The 15,654-nt window shown below is 74.4% G+C and carries 14 protein-coding genes; 10 read left to right on the top strand and 4 right to left on the bottom strand.

Annotation, left to right across the window (positions count from 1 at the left end; all coding sequences use genetic code 11):
- Nucleotides 1-2: 2 nt before the first annotated feature.
- Both treY and glgX read right to left on the bottom strand, forming a co-directional pair.
- The gene (treY, locus tag RHODO2019_RS09690; RefSeq protein ID WP_435532103.1) at nt 3-2,393 is read right to left on the bottom strand and encodes a malto-oligosyltrehalose synthase; all 2,391 of its coding nucleotides are present in this window, start codon (nt 2,391-2,393) and stop codon (nt 3-5) included.
- 18 nt (nt 2,394-2,411) lie between these two features.
- Complete coding sequence (glgX, locus tag RHODO2019_RS09685) at nt 2,412-4,562, bottom strand: glycogen debranching protein GlgX (protein WP_265381610.1); 2,151 nt, start codon at nt 4,560-4,562, stop codon at nt 2,412-2,414.
- A gap of 100 nt (nt 4,563-4,662) precedes the next feature.
- Here glgX and RHODO2019_RS09680 point away from each other — a divergent pair, with 100 nt between their 5' ends.
- The 7 genes from RHODO2019_RS09680 to RHODO2019_RS09650 all read left to right on the top strand — a co-directional run bounded on the left by RHODO2019_RS09680 (nt 4,663) and on the right by RHODO2019_RS09650 (nt 10,439).
- Nucleotides 4,663-5,430, top strand: a complete 768-nt coding sequence (locus RHODO2019_RS09680; protein WP_265381609.1) for an endonuclease/exonuclease/phosphatase family protein — start codon at nt 4,663-4,665, stop codon at nt 5,428-5,430.
- Nucleotides 5,427-6,710: an adenosylmethionine--8-amino-7-oxononanoate transaminase gene (locus RHODO2019_RS09675; protein ID WP_265381608.1), complete on the top strand. Its 1,284-nt coding sequence runs from the start codon at nt 5,427-5,429 to the stop codon at nt 6,708-6,710. Before RHODO2019_RS09680 ends, RHODO2019_RS09675 begins: the two co-directional genes overlap by 4 nt.
- A 27-nt stretch (nt 6,711-6,737) precedes the next feature.
- Nucleotides 6,738-7,856, top strand: coding sequence for an 8-amino-7-oxononanoate synthase (locus RHODO2019_RS09670; RefSeq protein WP_265381607.1), 1,119 nt, complete (start codon nt 6,738-6,740; stop codon nt 7,854-7,856).
- The gene (gene bioD / locus RHODO2019_RS09665) at nt 7,853-8,545 is read left to right on the top strand and encodes a dethiobiotin synthase (RefSeq protein ID WP_265381606.1); all 693 of its coding nucleotides are present in this window, start codon (nt 7,853-7,855) and stop codon (nt 8,543-8,545) included. The genes RHODO2019_RS09670 and bioD overlap by 4 nt, the downstream gene beginning before the upstream one ends.
- A gap of 99 nt (nt 8,546-8,644) precedes the next feature.
- Nucleotides 8,645-9,649 (top strand): biotin synthase BioB, encoded by a 1,005-nt coding sequence (gene bioB, locus RHODO2019_RS09660; protein WP_435532215.1) that lies wholly within the window; start codon nt 8,645-8,647, stop codon nt 9,647-9,649.
- Entirely contained in the window at nt 9,646-9,858 is a 213-nt protein-coding gene (gene bsaP, locus RHODO2019_RS09655; RefSeq protein WP_435532102.1) for a biotin synthase auxiliary protein BsaP, read from the top strand. The genes bioB and bsaP overlap by 4 nt, the downstream gene beginning before the upstream one ends.
- Nucleotides 9,858-10,439: a DUF2567 domain-containing protein gene (locus RHODO2019_RS09650; RefSeq protein ID WP_265384709.1), complete on the top strand. Its 582-nt coding sequence runs from the start codon at nt 9,858-9,860 to the stop codon at nt 10,437-10,439. The genes bsaP and RHODO2019_RS09650 overlap by 1 nt, the downstream gene beginning before the upstream one ends.
- Before the next feature lie 90 nt (nt 10,440-10,529).
- Here RHODO2019_RS09650 and RHODO2019_RS09645 read toward each other — a convergent pair whose 3' ends face one another.
- The gene (locus RHODO2019_RS09645; RefSeq protein WP_265381604.1) at nt 10,530-11,213 is read right to left on the bottom strand and encodes an LON peptidase substrate-binding domain-containing protein; all 684 of its coding nucleotides are present in this window, start codon (nt 11,211-11,213) and stop codon (nt 10,530-10,532) included.
- A gap of 63 nt (nt 11,214-11,276) precedes the next feature.
- Nucleotides 11,277-11,987 carry an NUDIX hydrolase gene (locus tag RHODO2019_RS09640; RefSeq protein WP_265381603.1) on the bottom strand — a complete coding sequence of 237 codons (711 nt, stop codon included), beginning with the start codon at nt 11,985-11,987 and terminating at the stop codon, nt 11,277-11,279.
- A 66-nt stretch (nt 11,988-12,053) separates the two neighbouring features.
- Between RHODO2019_RS09640 and nadA the strand changes: the two genes are divergently transcribed.
- From nadA to nadC, 3 genes are read left to right on the top strand one after another with little or no spacing between them, the layout of a single operon-like run.
- Nucleotides 12,054-13,079 carry a quinolinate synthase NadA gene (gene nadA / locus RHODO2019_RS09635; RefSeq protein ID WP_265381602.1) on the top strand — a complete coding sequence of 342 codons (1,026 nt, stop codon included), beginning with the start codon at nt 12,054-12,056 and terminating at the stop codon, nt 13,077-13,079.
- Nucleotides 13,076-14,722, top strand: coding sequence for an L-aspartate oxidase (locus RHODO2019_RS09630; protein ID WP_265381601.1), 1,647 nt, complete (start codon nt 13,076-13,078; stop codon nt 14,720-14,722). Before nadA ends, RHODO2019_RS09630 begins: the two co-directional genes overlap by 4 nt.
- The gene (gene nadC / locus RHODO2019_RS09625; protein ID WP_265381600.1) at nt 14,719-15,624 is read left to right on the top strand and encodes a carboxylating nicotinate-nucleotide diphosphorylase; all 906 of its coding nucleotides are present in this window, start codon (nt 14,719-14,721) and stop codon (nt 15,622-15,624) included. The genes RHODO2019_RS09630 and nadC overlap by 4 nt, the downstream gene beginning before the upstream one ends.
- Nucleotides 15,625-15,654: the final 30 nt, after the last annotated feature.

Below are 15,654 nucleotides of genomic sequence, written 5' to 3'. Positions count from 1 at the left end.
GGTCAGCCGCGGACGAGCAGGGCCACGGGCAGGGCGTCGAGCACCCCGCCCACCTCGACGGTCCCGGTGTGCACCGCGCCGGTCAGGTGGTCGGTCCACCTGCCCTCGGGCAGGTCCAGCGTGGTGCCCGCCCACGTGTCGAGGCTGCGCGGGAGGCGGGTGGCCAGAGCCACCACACCGTCGCCGCGCAGGAAGCCGACGAGGTGCGCGGCCGCGGGGCCCTCCGCGAGCACGGGGGAGTACGTGCCGCCCACGAAGTGCTGCGGCTGCTCCCGGCGCAGCCGCAGCACCCGGCTGACCACCAGCAGCTTGGCCGCGCCCGTGGCGTCCACGGCGGGAACCCGGTTCTCCTGCGCGGAGCCCTCGAGCCCGGCCAGCAGCTCGGCGCGGTGCACGTGGTCGACCTCGCGCCGGTTGTCCGGATCCACCAGGGAGTCCTCCCAGAGCTCGGTGCCCTGGTAGACGTCCGGCACCCCGGGGCCCGCGAGCTGGAGGAGCTTCTGGCCCAGCGCGTTCGACCAGCCCGCGGGGGCGAGATCAGCCACCAGCTGGGTGACCGAGGCCGCGACGGGCCCGTCCAGCACCGCGTCGAGCCAGGCGTGCAGCTCGGCCTCCCACGCCTCGTCCACGGCGTTCCACCCGGTGCGCGTGCCCGCCTCGCGGACGGCCTTCTCGGCGTAGGCGTGCACCCGCACGCGCAGCTCGGGCACGTCGGCGGCGGTGCGTCCGTCGGCCGGCCACACCCCCAGCAGTGCCTGCCACAGCAGGGAACCCATCGCGCCGTCCGGGGACGGGGCCACCTCCTCCCAGCGGGCCACGGCGGCCGCCCACAGCTCGGGCACCTCCGAGAGCACGGTGATCCGGGCGCGCACGTCCTCGCCACGCTTGGTGTCGTGCGTGCTCAGGGTGGTCATGGCCGCCGGCCACAGCCGGGCGCGCTCCGCCGCGGCGAGGTGCATCTCCGCGGGGCTCGCGCCGAAGCGCCCGGGGTCCCCGCCCACCTCCTGCAGGCTGGTCAGCCGGGTCGTCCGGTAGAACAGGCAGTCCTCCACGCCCTTGGCCGTGACCGCACCGCACACCTGCTGGAAGCGCGTCGCCGCCTCGCCACCGGCGATGAGGGCCGCGGCCACCCGGTCCAGGGCAGGAGCCAGCCCGGGGTGCTCGGCCGCGACCCGGGCGACCACCCCGGGCAGCAGCCCCGCCAGGGACGGGTAGTCGGCGCGGTACACCGGCACGGAGGCGACCAGCTCCACCACCGCGTCCACCAGGAGCTCGTGCGCCACGTCGCCGGACCCGATCGCCCGCACGCAGCGCTCCAGCTCGGGTCGCAGGCCCTCCCGGGCCACGCTGCGCTTGAGCACGTGCTCCTGGGCCCGCAGGTCTGCGGCGTCCCCGGCGGAACCGGTGCGCTCGGCCGACATCGCCCCGAGGACCGCCGCCCCGGCGGGGTCCACGAACACCCCGCCGATCTCGCGCAGCGCGTCGTAGCCGGTGGTGCCGGCAACGGGCAGGGCGGCGTCCAGCGCCTCGTCGGTGGCCAGGATCTTCTCCACCACGAGCCAGCGGTCGGGGCCGAGCACGTCGCGCAGGCGACCCAGGTAGCCGACGGGGTCCGCGAGGCCGTCGGGGTGGTCCACCCGGATGCCGTCGACCAGGTCCTCCGCCGCCCAGCGGGCGATCTCGACGTGGGTGGCGTCGAACACCGCCGGGTCCTCCTGCCGCAGCGCGGCGAGGCCGTTGACGTGGAAGAAGCGGCGGTAGCCGACCAGCCCGGCCTGCCAGGGCACCAGCCGGTAGGCCTGCCGCTCGTGCACCTCCTGCGGGGTGCCGTCGCCGGTGCCGGGGGCGACGGGGAAGCGGTGGTCGTAGAAGTGCAGCTCGGTCTCGTCCCCCGAGGCGACCACCGTGAGCTCGGCGACGTCCTCGGCCGAGCCCAGCACCGGCAGCGCGATCTTGCCGTCCGCGCCGTTGTCCGGGCTCCAGTCGATGTCGAAGTACTCCGAGAGCGGGGAGTCCCGTCCCTGCCGCAGGACGTCCCACCACCACGCGTTCTCGGCGGGGGTCTCCACGCCGACGTGGTTGGGGACGATGTCCACCACCAGGCCCATGCCCCGGGCCCGCAGTGCCGCCACCAGCTCGTCCAGGGCCGCCGGACCGCCGATGGCCGCCGAGACCGTGGTCGGGTCGACCACGTCGTACCCGTGCTGGGAGCCGACGGCCGGGGTGAGGATGGGCGAGGCGTACAGGTGGCTGACCCCCAGCGCGTCGAGGTGCGGCACGAGCGCGGTGGCGTCGGTCAGGGACAGCGAGGGCCCGGCGCCCGCCGCGTCCGGGCCGTGCAGCTGGAGGCGGTAGGTGGACAGCACGGGCGTGGACGGGGTGTGGGGGCTCACGGGTCCTGCCTACCGGTCCTAGGCCGTCTTGCGCAGGACGAGCACCGAGCGCGCGGCCACGGTGGTGCCGGTGCCGGCCTCGACGACGGCGGTCTCGTCGTCCCGCTCGCCCGTACGAGCCGTGGTGTCCAGCACCACCGTCCACTCCTGGGCGAAGCGGCCGTCGGGGGTCTGGAACTCCAGGTCCTCGTGGTGTGCGTTGAAGCACAGCAGGAACGAGTCGTCGACCACGCGCTCGCCGCGGACGTCCTTGTCGGGGATGCCCTCACCGTTGAGGAACACCGCGATCGACTTGCCGAAGCCGGAGTCCCAGTCCTCCTCGGCCATGTACGTGCCCGCGGGGGTGAGCCAGGTGATGTCGCGCATCTTGTCCGCCGAGCTCACCGGGCGACCCTCGAAGAAGCGCCGGCGCCGGAACACCGGGTGCGCCGCGCGCAGGGCGATGACCCGTGCGGTGAACGCGGTCAGGTCCAGGTTCGGCTGCGTGGCGGCGGCCTCCCAGTCCATCCAGGCCAGCTCGGAGTCCTGGCAGTACACGTTGTTGTTGCCCTGCTGGGTCCGGCCGAGCTCGTCGCCGTGGGCGATCATCGGAGTGCCCTGGCTCAGCAGCAGCGTGGTCAGCACGTTGCGCTGCTGGCGGGCGCGGAGCTCGAGCACCTCGGGGTCGTCGGTGGGGCCCTCCACCCCGCAGTTCCAGGAGCGGTTGTGGCTCTCGCCGTCCTGGGAGCCCTCGCCGTTGGCCTCGTTGTGCTTGTCGTTGTAGGACACGAGGTCGGCCAGGGTGAAGCCGTCGTGGGCGATGACGAAGTTGATGCTCGCGCCGGGGCGGCGGCTGGAGTCCTCGTAGAGGTCGGCCGAGCCGGTCAGCCGCGCGGCGAACTCGCCGATGGTGGAGTCCTCGCCCCGCCAGTAGTCCCGCACGGTGTCGCGGTACTTGCCGTTCCACTCCGTCCACAGCGACGGGAAGTTGCCCACCTGGTAGCCGCCCTCGCCCACGTCCCACGGCTCGGCGATGAGCTTGACCTGGCTGACGATCGGGTCCTGCTGGACGAGGTCGAAGAACGCGCTGAGCTTGTCGACGTCGTGCAGCTCGCGGGCCAGGGCCGAGGCGAGGTCGAACCGGAAGCCGTCCACGTGCATCTCGGTGACCCAGTAGCGCAGCGAGTCCATGATCAGCTGCAGGGCGTGCGGGTGGCGGACGTTGAGGCTGTTGCCGGTGCCCGTGTAGTCCATGTAGTGCTGCTCGTCACCCTCGACGAGGCGGTAGTAGGCCTGGTTGTCGATGCCGCGGAACATGATGGTGGGCCCCATGTGGTTGCCCTCGGCGGTGTGGTTGTAGACCACGTCGAGGATGACCTCGATGCCCGCCTCGTGGAACGTGCGCACCATCGCCTTGAACTCGCTGACGGCCGCGCCGGGCAGCGGGTTCGAGGTGTACTCGTGGTGCGGGGCCAGGAAGCCGAAGCTGTTGTAGCCCCAGTAGTTCCGCAGACCCTTGTCCAGCAGGGTCTGGTCCTGCAGGAACTGGTGCACCGGCATGAGCTCGATGGCCGTGATGCCCAGACCCTTGAGGTGGGCGAGCACGGCCGGGTGGGCCAGGCCCGCGTAGGTGCCCCGCATGCCCTCCGGGACGTCCGGGTGGGTCATGGTCATGCCCTTGACGTGGGCCTCGTAGATCACGGTCTCGCTGTAGGGCCGCCTCGGGTGGCGGTCGGAGTCCCAGTCGAAGAACGGGTTGATCACGACGGTCGTCATCGTGTGGGCGGACGAGTCCTCGGTGTTGCGACGGGTCGGGTCGTCGAAGTCGTAGGAGTGCAGCGACGGGTCCCCGTCGAAGGCCCCGTCGAACGCCTTCCCGTAGGGGTCGAGCAGGAGCTTGCTGGGATCGCAGCGCTGACCGGCGAGCGGGTCGTACGGGCCGTGCACCCGGTAGCCGTAGCGCTGGCCGGGCTGCACGAGCGGGAGGTAGCCGTGCCAGACGAAGCCGTCGACCTCCTCCAGCGGCACCCGCGTCTCGGTGCCGTCGTCGGCGACGAGGCAGAGCTCCACGGCGTCCGCGACCTCGGAGAAGATCGCGAAGTTGGTCCCGGTGCCGTCGTAGGTGGCTCCCAGCGGGTAGGCGGTACCGGGCCACACGGGGTGCTCGACGAGGTCGGGGGAGTCAGCCATGGGGAGGAACAATAGTGGGCGCAACCGACCCGCACGCGCCCTCAGGGGGCGGGGAGGCGGCCACCGGGCGCCCGTGGCCGTCGTGTCGCACCATCACCGGGTGTCCCACCCCCAGCTCACCGTCGCATCGTGGAACGTCCAGAGCGGGCGCGGTGGAGACCTCGCCGCGGCCGCCCGGGTCCTGGACGCGGACGTCCTCGGGGTGCAGGAGGTGGACGACGCCCAGCCCCGCAGCGGGGGAGCCGACCAGACCGCGGTGCTCGCGGCGGCGACCGGTGCGGTGTGGCACCGGTTCGCCCCGACGGTGAGCGGCACGCCGGGCGGGGCGTGGCGCCCGGTGCGCGCCGGTGACGCGGGTCCACGGTTCGGGGTGTCGATGCTCAGCCGCCGACCGGTCCTCGCCTCCCGGGTGCTCGTGCTGCGCGGGTCCCCGGTGCCCGGGCTGGTGGTGGTGCCCGGGGTCCCGGTTCCCGTGCCCCTGCGCGACGAGCCCCGGGTGGTGCTGGCCGCCGACGTCGACGTGGACGGCACGGTGGTCACCGTGGCCACCGCGCACCTGTCCTTCGTGCCCGGGTGGAACGTGCTGCAGCTGCGTCGGGCGCTGCGCTGGCTCGCCCTGCCCGGCCGGCCGGTGGTGCTGCTCGGGGACCTCAACCTGCCCGCACCCGTGGTGGACCTGGCCGCCCGGGGCTGGCGGCGGCTCTCGGCCGGGCCCACCTACCCGGCGTCGAACCCGAAGGTGGCGCTGGACCACGCGCTCGTGCACGGGGCGGGCTGGGGCGCCGCCGCGCAGCGGGCCGTGACCGTGGACGTCGGCGACCACCGGCCGGTGGTGCTCCAGCTGGAGGTCCTAGCGTCACCCTCGTGAACACCCCGCACCTGAGCACCGAGCAGATCCTCGCGCTGGACGCCGCGCACGTGTGGCACCCCTACGGTGCGGTGCCGGCCGCAACGGCACCCCGGGTGGTGGCCTCCGCCCAGGGGGTCCGGCTGACCATGGCCGACGGCACCGAGCTGGTGGACGGCATGAGCAGCTGGTGGGCCGCGGTGCACGGCTACCGCCACCCGGTGCTGGACGCCGCGGTCACCGACCAGCTGGGCCGGATGAGCCACGTGATGTTCGGCGGCCTCACCCACGAGCCCGCCGTGCGCCTGGCCCGGCAGCTCGTGGAGATCACCCCGGCCGGGCTGGAGCACGTGTTCCTCTCCGACTCCGGCTCGGTGGCCGTGGAGGTCGCGGTCAAGATGTGCCTGCAGCACTGGCGCTCCCGCGGACGGGGTGAGAAGCACCGGCTGATGACGTGGCGGGGTGGGTACCACGGGGACACGTTCACCCCGATGAGCGTGTGCGACCCCGACGGTGGCATGCACTCCCAGTGGACCGACGTGCTGGTGCCGCAGGTCTTCGCCGACGCCCCGCCGGCCGAGATGTCCACCGCCTACGTGCAGCACCTCTCGGACGTCATCGCCGAGCACGCGGACACCCTGGCGGCCGTCATCGTCGAGCCGGTCGTCCAGGGCGCCGGGGGGATGCGCTTCCACGACCCGCGCTACCTGCACGTGCTCCGCGAGCTGTGCCTGACCCACGACGTCCTGCTGGTCCTCGACGAGATCGCCACCGGCTTCGGTCGCACCGGGGAGCTGTTCGCCGCCGACCACGCCGGGATCAGCCCGGACGTGCTGTGCGTGGGCAAGGCGCTGACCGGGGGCTACCTCTCCCTCGCGGCCACCCTGTGCACCCCCGAGCTCGCGGCGTCGATCAGCTCCGGGGAGGCCGGCGGGCTCCTGCACGGCCCGACGTTCATGGGCAACCCGTTGGCCTGTGCGGTGGCCTCGGCATCGGTGTCGCTGCTGCTCTCGCGGGACTGGCGGGCCGAGGTGGCGGCGGTGTCGGCCGGGCTGCGCACCGGTCTCGCCCCGGCCCGGTCGCTGCCGGGGGTGACCGACGTGCGCGTGCTCGGGGCGATCGGCGTGGTGCAGCTCGACCACCCCGTGGACGTGGCCGCGGCGACGGCGGCAGCGGTCGCCGAGGGCGTGTGGCTGCGGCCGTTCCGGGACCTGGTCTACGTGATGCCGCCGTTCGTCTGCACCCCCGCGGACGTGGCGCAGATCTCCCGGGGCGTCCTGGCGGCGGCCTCGGCGGGCTGAGTCGCGGCCGCCGTAGTCTCCACCCTCGTGGACCTGCCCGAGTCGTTGCAGTGGTTGGTGCCCCACGAGGCCGCGCGGCGGGCCGGGGGGGTGCGGCGCGAGCTCGTGGACCGGGCGCCGGTGAGCCCGCTGCTCGACCTCGCGTCCAACGACTACCTGGGTCTGCACCACGACCCCCGGGTGGTGGAGGCCGCGGTGGCGGCGCTGCGCACCTGGGGCGCCGGCTCCACCGGGTCGCGCCTGGTCACCGGGACCACGGCGGCGCACACCGCGCTGGAGGCCGCGCTGGCGGAGTTCGTCGGGTCCGAGGCCGCGCTGGTGTTCTCCTCCGGCTACACCGCCAACCTCGGGGTGGTCACCGCGCTGAGCGGGCCGGGCTCGCTCGTGGTCTCCGACGCGGGCAGCCACGCCTCGCTGGTCGACGCCTGCCGGCTGTCCCGGGCCCGGGTCGTGGTCACCGACGGCGTGGAGGCGGTGCGGGCCGCGCTGGCCGGGCGCACCGAGCCGCGCGCCCTCGTGCTGTGCGACTCGGTCTCCAGCGTGGACGGGACCCTCGCCCCGCTGCGCGAGCTGCACGACGTGTGCCGGGCGCACGGTGCGGTGCTGGTGGCCGACGAGGCGCACGGGCTCGGCGTGCGCGGCCGCGGTGGGCGCGGGCTGGTCGAGGAGGTGGGCCTGGCGGGGGAGCCGGACGTGGTGCTCACCCTGACGCTGTCCAAGTCCCTCGGCAGCCAGGGCGGTGCGGTCCTCGGGGCGGCGCCGGTGGTGGCGCACCTGGTGGACTCCGCGCGCAGCTTCATCTTCGACACCGCGCTCGCCCCCGCCGCGGTGGGGGCCGCGCACGCGGCGCTGGACGTCCTGCGGGCCGAGCCGGAGCTGGCCACCGCCGTGCTCGACCGGGCGGCGCGGATCGCCTCCGCCGCAGGGGTCCCCGTGCCGACCTCGGCGGTGGTGTCGGTGGTGCTGGGCGACCCGCACGTGGCCCTGGCCGCGGCGCGCCGGTGCGCCGAGCTCGGCCTGCGGGTGGGCTGCTTCCGCCCGCCCTCGGTGCCGGAGGGGACCTCGCGGCTGCGGCTGACCGCCCGGGCCGACCTCACCGACACCGAGCTCGACCTGGTGGCTGCCGTGCTGGCGGAGGTCCTGTGAGCATCCTGGTGGTGACCGGCACGTCCACCGACGTGGGCAAGACGGTGGTCACCGCCGCGCTGGCCGCGCTCGCCCCGGGACCCGTCGCGGTGTGCAAGCCCGCCCAGACCGGGGTGGGGCCGGGCGAGCCGGGTGATCTCGCGGAGGTCGAGCGGCTGGCCGGACCGGTGACCACCCGTGAGCTGGCCCGCTACCCGGATCCGCTCGCCCCGGACACCGCTGCGCGCCGGGCCGGACTGCCGCTGCTGGAGCAGGACGTGCTCACCGGGGCCGTGCGGGCGCTGGACGACGCGCACGCCACGACCATCGTCGAGGGTGCCGGCGGGCTGCTCGTGCGCCTCGGGGCGTTCACCCTGCTCGACGTGGCCGTCGCGCTGGGCGCCCCCGTGGTCGTGGTCGCCGCGGCCGGCCTGGGCACGCTGAACCACGCCGAGCTCACCGTGGCCGCGCTGGCCGCGCGAGGGGTGGACTGCCGAGGCGTGGTGGTGGGCAGCTGGCCCGCGACGCCCGGTCTGGCCGAGCGCTGCAACCTCGACGACCTGCCCCTGGTGACGGGCGTGCCGCTGCTCGGCGTGGTCCCGGCGGGGGTGGGCCGGATGGGCGGGGTGGAGTTCCGGGCGCTCGCCGGGCAGTGGCTCGCCCCCTCGCTCGGCGGCACGTGGGTGCGGACGGGGGCTCCCGGGACATGAGGCAGACTGCGGGGGACGTGCGACGGGCCCCGTGAGCGGTGTCCCGTGAGACCAGCTCTGGCGAGGAGAACACCTGTGACCGCAACTTCCGAGACCTCCGTGGCCGAGCTGACCGGGATCCTCGGTGTGGCCCGCGAGCAGGTGCTGGAGCGCGGTGAGCCGTTGACCCAGGAGCAGGTGCTGGCCGTGCTCCGGCTGCCCGACTCCGAGCTCGACGACCTGCTGGCGCTGGCCCACGACGTGCGGATGCGCTGGTGCGGTCCCGAGGTCGAGGTCGAGGGGATCATCAGCCTGAAGACCGGCGGCTGCCCAGAGGACTGCCACTTCTGCTCCCAGTCGGGGCTGTTCACCTCGCCGGTGCGCTCGGCGTGGCTGGACGTGCCGAGCCTGGTCGAGGCGGCCAAGCAGACCGCGAAGTCCGGCGCCACGGAGTTCTGCATCGTCGCCGCGGTGCGCGGTCCGGACGCCCGGCTGATGGCCCAGGTGGCTGCGGGCATCGAGGCCATCCGCAACGAGGTCGACATCAACATCGCCTGCTCGCTGGGCATGCTCACCCAGGAGCAGGTGGACGAGCTCGCCGCAATGGGCGTGCACCGCTACAACCACAACCTGGAGACCGCCCGCAGCCACTTCCCGAACGTGGTCACCACCCACTCGTGGGAGGAGCGCTCGGAGACCCTGCGCATGGTCCGCGAGGCCGGCATGGAGGTCTGCTGCGGCGGCATCCTCGGCATGGGGGAGACCCTGGAGCAGCGCGCGGAGTTCGCCGCCGACCTCGCCGCGCTCGTCCCGGACGAGGTGCCGCTGAACTTCCTCAACCCGCGCCCGGGCACCCCGTTCGGCGATCTCGAGGTGCTGCCGGCGGTCGACGCCCTGCGCGCGGTGGCCGCGTTCCGGCTCGCGCTGCCGCGGACCGTGCTCCGGTTCGCGGGCGGTCGGGAGATCACGCTGGGCGACCTCGGCGCGCGGAAGGGGATGCTCGGCGGCATCAACGCCGTCATCGTCGGCAACTACCTCACCACCCTGGGCCGCCCGGCCGAGAGCGACATCGACCTGCTCGGCGAGCTCAAGATGCCGATCAAGGCCCTCAACGACACCCTGTGACGGTGGACGTGGGGGCGGGCTTCTGCACCGCGTGCGGCGGGGCCGACGGTCCGCACCCGGCGTGCGAGGCCGTGCTCTCGCTGGAGCCGCCGCGGTTCTGCGCGGCGTGCGGCCGCCGGATGGTGGTGCAGGTGCGCCCCGACGGCTGGTGGTCCCGGTGCTCCCGGCACGGGGTCACCGACTCGACCGACGTGGGCGCGGGCCGGTGATGTCCCGGTCGGAGCCCGGTGCACACGTCCGGCGGGTGCTGGTCCTCGTGGTGCTGGTCCTCGTGGTGCTGGCAGCGGTGCTCGGTGCGGCGTGGGCCCTGCTGTCCCCCTCTCTGCCGGTCGGGATCCTCCGGGACGGTTCCGCGACCCCGCTGGACCCCGAGGCCCGCAGCCGGTTCGACGCGGCGGTGGTGTTCGCGCTGGGCAGCCTGGTGGTGGGTCTGCTCGCGGGGGGGATGTCGTGGTTCGTCCTGCGGCGCCACCGCGGGGTGCCGCTGCTGCTGACCGTGGTCCTGGGCTCGCTGCTGGCCGCGGTCGTCGCCGAGCTGGTCGGTCTCGGCGTCGGCCACCTGCGCTACAGCGGCCGGGTCGCCGCAGCCGCGACCGGGTCGACCACGGAGTCAGCGCCCGAGCTGGGCAGCTGGGCCTTCGTCCTCGTCCAGCCCTTCGGTGCGGCGCTGGCCCACACCGTGCTGCTGGCCTTCACCCACGACGACGACCTGGGTCCTGCAGCCGCGGACCGCCGGGTGGGCCCGGTACCAGCAGGTGCTGACGCGCAGGGCTCCGCACCCGCCGCCTGACCGACCGCCCCCGCCGTCGGGTTGCGAGCTGACGTCCGCCCGGCGGTCACCCGGTCTGGCGGGTGCGCACCCCGCCGCGGCAGGCCAGGATCAGTTCAACGTCACCGGCTGCAGGATCTGCTCCAGCGGCACCGGAACCGCGCGGAGCTGGCGCAGGATCTCGGTCTCGCGGACCACCAGTCGGCGCACCAGCCGGAGACGACCCAGGCTCGAGGTCTCCTCGAGCAGCTCCTGCCGGTCGTCGAGGGGGAGCAGGCAGTCGGCGGCCAGCAGGTGCGAGAGCACCGAGGGGTCGACGTCGTGGTCGGGTGCGTCCCAGTCGTCACGCTTCCACGCGACCCGGCAGTACGTGTGGTGGGCCCCGCGGGCGGCGTGGACCAGCGCCGGGACGAGGTCCTGCTCCTCGGCGCCACTGGGCGGCGTGTCCGGCAGCCAGTCGACGGAGGCCAGGAGGTAGGGCGCCGTGGTGGTGTCGACGGACAGGACGCGGAAGCGCCGCTCGCCGGTCGTGACCACGTCGAAGCGGCCGTCCGGGAGGCGCTGGACCTCCTTGAGCCGGGCGGTGCAGCCCACGGCGTGCAGCGCGTCCTGGTCGCCCTCCGACGCGGTCCAGCCGGGCCGAACAGCGACCACCCCGAAGCTCCGTCCCGGGCGGGCGCCCGTGACGAGGTCGGTGGTCAGCGCCCGGTAGCGGGGCTCGAAGATGTGGAGGGGGAGCTGCGCTCCCGGCAGCAGCACCGTCCCCAGCGGGAACAGTGGAATCGTCTCGAACACGGGGCAACCGTACGTCCGGTCGGGGTGCCCCGCTGGGTGCCCCGCTGGGTGCCCGCGTGGTGCTCAGGCGGGCGGGCGCAGGGCGGCGAAGGCGTCGGTGACGCGCAGCGTGGACTCCGCGAAGCGGTGCAGCGCCGCCGGCCGCCCGCCGTGCGGGCCTGGCCGGGTCGTGGTGCCGGTGGGGGTCAGCACCCCTCGGCGGCCGAGCACCCGCTGCAGGTTCGTGGGGTCCACCGGGTGGCCCAGCGTCGTCTCGTAGATCTCCCGGAGGGTGGACACGGTGAACTCCGCCGGCGCGAGCGCGAAGCCGATGTTGGTGTAGGACAGCTTGTGCCGCAGCCGGCTGGTGCCGCGCTCCACGACGGTGCCGTGGTCGAAGGCCATGGGGGGCAGCCGGTCCACCGGGTGCCAGGCGGTGTCCGCCGGCAGCTGCGGGTCGGCGGGGGAGGGGACGAGCCCCAGGAAGGTGGAGGCGACGGTGCGCGGCCCGGGCACCCGGTCGGGCTGCGAGAACACCGCGAGCTGCTCCAGGTGGGCCACCTCCCGCACGTCGACCTTCTCGGCCAGCTGGCGGTGGGCGGAGGTCTCGACGTCCTCGTCACCGCGCAGCCGCCCCCCGGGAAGCGCCCACAGCCCGGCCCCGGGTTCCTGGGCGCGCTGCCACAGCAGCACGCACAGCTCGTGCGCCGTGGTGTCCTGCCCGGAGGCGCCCGGGACCGCCCGCACCTGGAGCACCACGGCGAGGACCTCGTGTGCGGTGCTACCATCTGTCATGTTTTCGATCGTAAGTCGAAAACCTGCCGGACGTCCAGTCCGGCAGACCGGCAGGAGGAGTGCGTGATGACTGCAGCGTCCGTTCTCGACGGCGTCCGCAACACCGAGGCGGGCTACACCGGGGTGGAGCCCGACGCAGCGTGGGCCGCCCAGGTGCGCGAGCTCGCCGCCCGGCGGGGAGCGGTGCTCCTGGCCCACAACTACCAGCTGCCGGCCATCCAGGACGTCGCCGACCACGTGGGGGACTCGCTCGCGCTGTCGCGGATCGCGGCCGAGTCCGACGCCGGCACCATCGTCTTCTGCGGTGTGCACTTCATGGCCGAGACCGCGAAGATCCTCAGCCCCGCCAAGACGGTGCTCATCCCCGACGAGCGCGCCGGCTGCTCGCTGGCCGACTCCATCGACGCCGCCCAGCTGCGCGCGTGGAAGGCCGAGAACCCGGGGTCCGTGGTCGTCAGCTACGTGAACACGACGGCAGAGGTCAAGGCGCTCACCGACATCTGCTGCACGTCCTCCAACGCCGTCGAGGTCATCGAGAGCATCTCACCGGACACGCCGGTGCTGTTCCTGCCCGACCAGTTCCTCGGCGCGCACGTCCAGCGCCGGACCGGACGCACCAACATCCAGGTGTGGGCGGGCGAGTGCCACGTGCACGCCGGCATCAACGGTGACGAGCTGGCGGCCCAGGTCCGCAGCCACCCGGGCGCCGAGCTCTACGTGCACCCCGAGTGCGGCTGCGCCACGTCTGCGCTGTACCTGGCCGGCGAGGGCATCGTGCCCGACGAGAAGGTGCGCATCCTGTCCACGGGCGGGATGCTCACGGCAGCACGAGCGTCCAGCGCGCGGCAGGTCCTCGTGGCGACGGAGGTCGGCATGCTGCACCAGCTGCGCAAGGCCGCTCCGGAGATCGACTTCCAGGCGGTCAACGACAAGGCCTCCTGCCGGTACATGAAGATGATCACTCCCGCGGCCCTGCTGCGGTGCCTGGTCGAGGGTCGCGACGAGGTGCACGTCGACGAGGCCACCGCGGCGGCCGCGCGCGGTGCCGTCGAGCGGATGATCGCGATCGGCACCCCGGGGCGTGGGGAGTGAGCCGGTCGTGGGAGGCACACGCCGACCTCGTCGTCGTGGGCAGCGGCGTCGCCGGGCTGACGGCGGCGCTCGCCGCGCAGGCCGCTGGTCTGCGTGTGCTGGTGGTCAGCAAGGGTGACGTGGACGACTCGTCGACGGCCTGGGCGCAGGGCGGGATCGCGGTGGTCGGTGCCGAGGCGCTGGCCGCCGGGGACACCGTTGAGGACCACGTGCGCGACACCCTGGCGGCCGGCGGCGGGCTGTGCGACGAGGCGGCCGTGCGCTCGGTCGTGGCCGCGGGTGGAGCTGCCGTGGAGCGGCTCGTCGTTCGCGGCGCGCACTTCGACACCAACCCGGACGGCACCAGCGCGCGCACCCGGGAGGGTGGGCACTCCTTCCGCCGCGTCGTGCACGCAGGGGGTGACGCGACGGGGGCGGAGGTGCAGCGGGCACTGGTCGCCGCGACGGCCGGCGCCGTGGGCAGGGTCGCCGCGACGGCCGGCGCCGTGGGCAGGGTCGCCGCGACGGCCGGCGCCGGGCTCGCCGTGCTGGAACGGCACACCGCCACCCGGGTGCTGCTCGGGCCGGACGGGTCGGTGCACGGGCTCGCGGTCCTCGACGCGGGCGGCGCGACGGGCGTGCTCCACGCACCGGTGGTGCTGCTGGCCACCGGTGGGCTCGGGCACCTCTACTCGGCCACCACGAACCCCGACGTCGCGACCGGGGACGGCGTCGCCCTGGCGCTGGCCGCCGGAGCGCTCGTCAGCGACCTGGAGTTCGTCCAGTTCCACCCGACGGTGCTGTTCGCCACCGGGGGAGCGGGCCAGCGACCGCTGGTCACCGAGGCAGTCCGCGGCGAGGGTGCGGTGCTCGTGGACCTCGACGGACGCTCGGTGACCGCGGGCGTGCACCCCCTGGGCGACCTGGCCCCCCGCGACGTGGTCGCCGGTGCCATCACCGCCCGCATGCGGGCAGCCGGCACCGACCACGTGCTGCTGGACGCCCGCGCGCTGACCGGCTTCGCAGGGCGCTTCCCGACCGTGCACGCCGCCTGCGCCGAGGTCGGCCTCGATCCCTCCACCGACCTCGTTCCCGTTGCCCCGGCCGCCCACTACTCCTGCGGCGGCGTGGTCACCGACCTCCACGGCCGCACCACCGTCGTCGGGTTGCTCGCGGCCGGGGAGGTGGCCCGCACCGGCCTGCACGGGGCCAACCGTCTCGCCTCGAACAGCCTGCTGGAGGGGCTCGTGCTGGGGGAGCGTGCCGCCGTGGTCGCCCTCGGCAGAGTGGTGGAGGTCGGCCGGGTCGAGGCCGGCGACCCGGGTGCACCGGCGGTGCCGACCGCAGACCGCGCCGCGCTGCAGGAGCTGATGACCGACCGGGCCAGCCTCGGCCGTGACGCCGACGGGCTCGCCCACGCCGCCGGGGTGCTGGCCGGTGCTCCGCACCGCACCCCGGTGGACCGACGGGGCGTGGAGGATGCCACCCTCACCACCGTCGCCCGTGCGCTGGTCGCGGCCGCGACGGCCCGCACGGAGAGCCGCGGCTGCCACCTGCGCACCGATCACCCCGCCGCACGGGAAGCTCTGCGCCGCAGCACCACCCTGCGGCTGGACCCCGAGGGGACACCCGTGCTCGTCGAGACCGTGGGGGCGGCGGCATGACCGTGCCGGGAGGCCGCACCCTCGCCCCGTCCACCGTCGAGCTGCTCGAGCGCCAGGGCCTGGACGTCGACGACGTCGTCCGCGTGGTGGCGACCGCGCTCGAGGAGGACCTGCGCCTGGGCCCGGACGTGACCACGCTGTCGACGGTCGGCCCGACGGCCCGTGCCACCGGGTCCGTGGTTCCGCGCGAGCGCGGGGTGCTCGCCGGGCTCGGGGTGGCCGTGGCGGTGCTGGACCTGGTGCTGGGTGAGGATCGCGAGCTCGTGCACCTCGGGGCCGACGGCGACCCCGCCGTGCCGGGCGAGCCCACCCTGGTCGTCACCGCACCCGCGGCCGGGCTGCTCACCGCCGAGCGCACCATGCTGAACCTGCTCTGCCACCTGTCGGGCGTGGCCACCGCCACGGACGCGTGGGTGCGCGCGGTGGCCGGCACGCACTGCCGCATCCGGGACACCCGCAAGACCTTGCCGGGGCTGCGTCAGCTGCAGAAGTACGCCGTCCGCACCGGGGGCGGGGTGAACCACCGGATGGCTCTCGGCGACGCGGCGCTGATCAAGGACAACCACGTGGTGGCCGCCGGCGGGGTCGTCGAGGCCATGAGGCTCGTGCGTGCCGCCGCTCCCGGGCTGCACTGCGAGGTCGAGGTCGACTCCCTCGACCAGCTCGACGCGGTGCTCGCCGAGGGCGCCGAGCTCGTCCTGCTGGACAACTTCGACGTCCCCACCACGGCCGAGGCCGTGCGCCGGCGCGACGCCGTGGCCCCGCGGACCGGCCTGGAGTCCTCCGGCGGGCTGACCCTGGCCGCGGCCGGGGACTACGCCCGCACCGGGGTGGACTTCGTCGCCGTCGGTGCCCTGACCCACTCGGTGACCGTGCTGGATCTGGGTCTCGACCTAGACTGAGATCGCCGTTCGGCCCCGCTCGACCCACCC

Origin of the sequence: Rhodococcus antarcticus (assembly GCF_026153295.1) — a bacterium.
GTDB lineage: Bacteria > Actinomycetota > Actinomycetes > Mycobacteriales > Mycobacteriaceae > Rhodococcus_D > Rhodococcus_D antarcticus.
The sequence above is the reverse complement of the archived record's forward strand: the minus strand, read 5'-3'. Positions and strand labels throughout refer to the sequence as shown.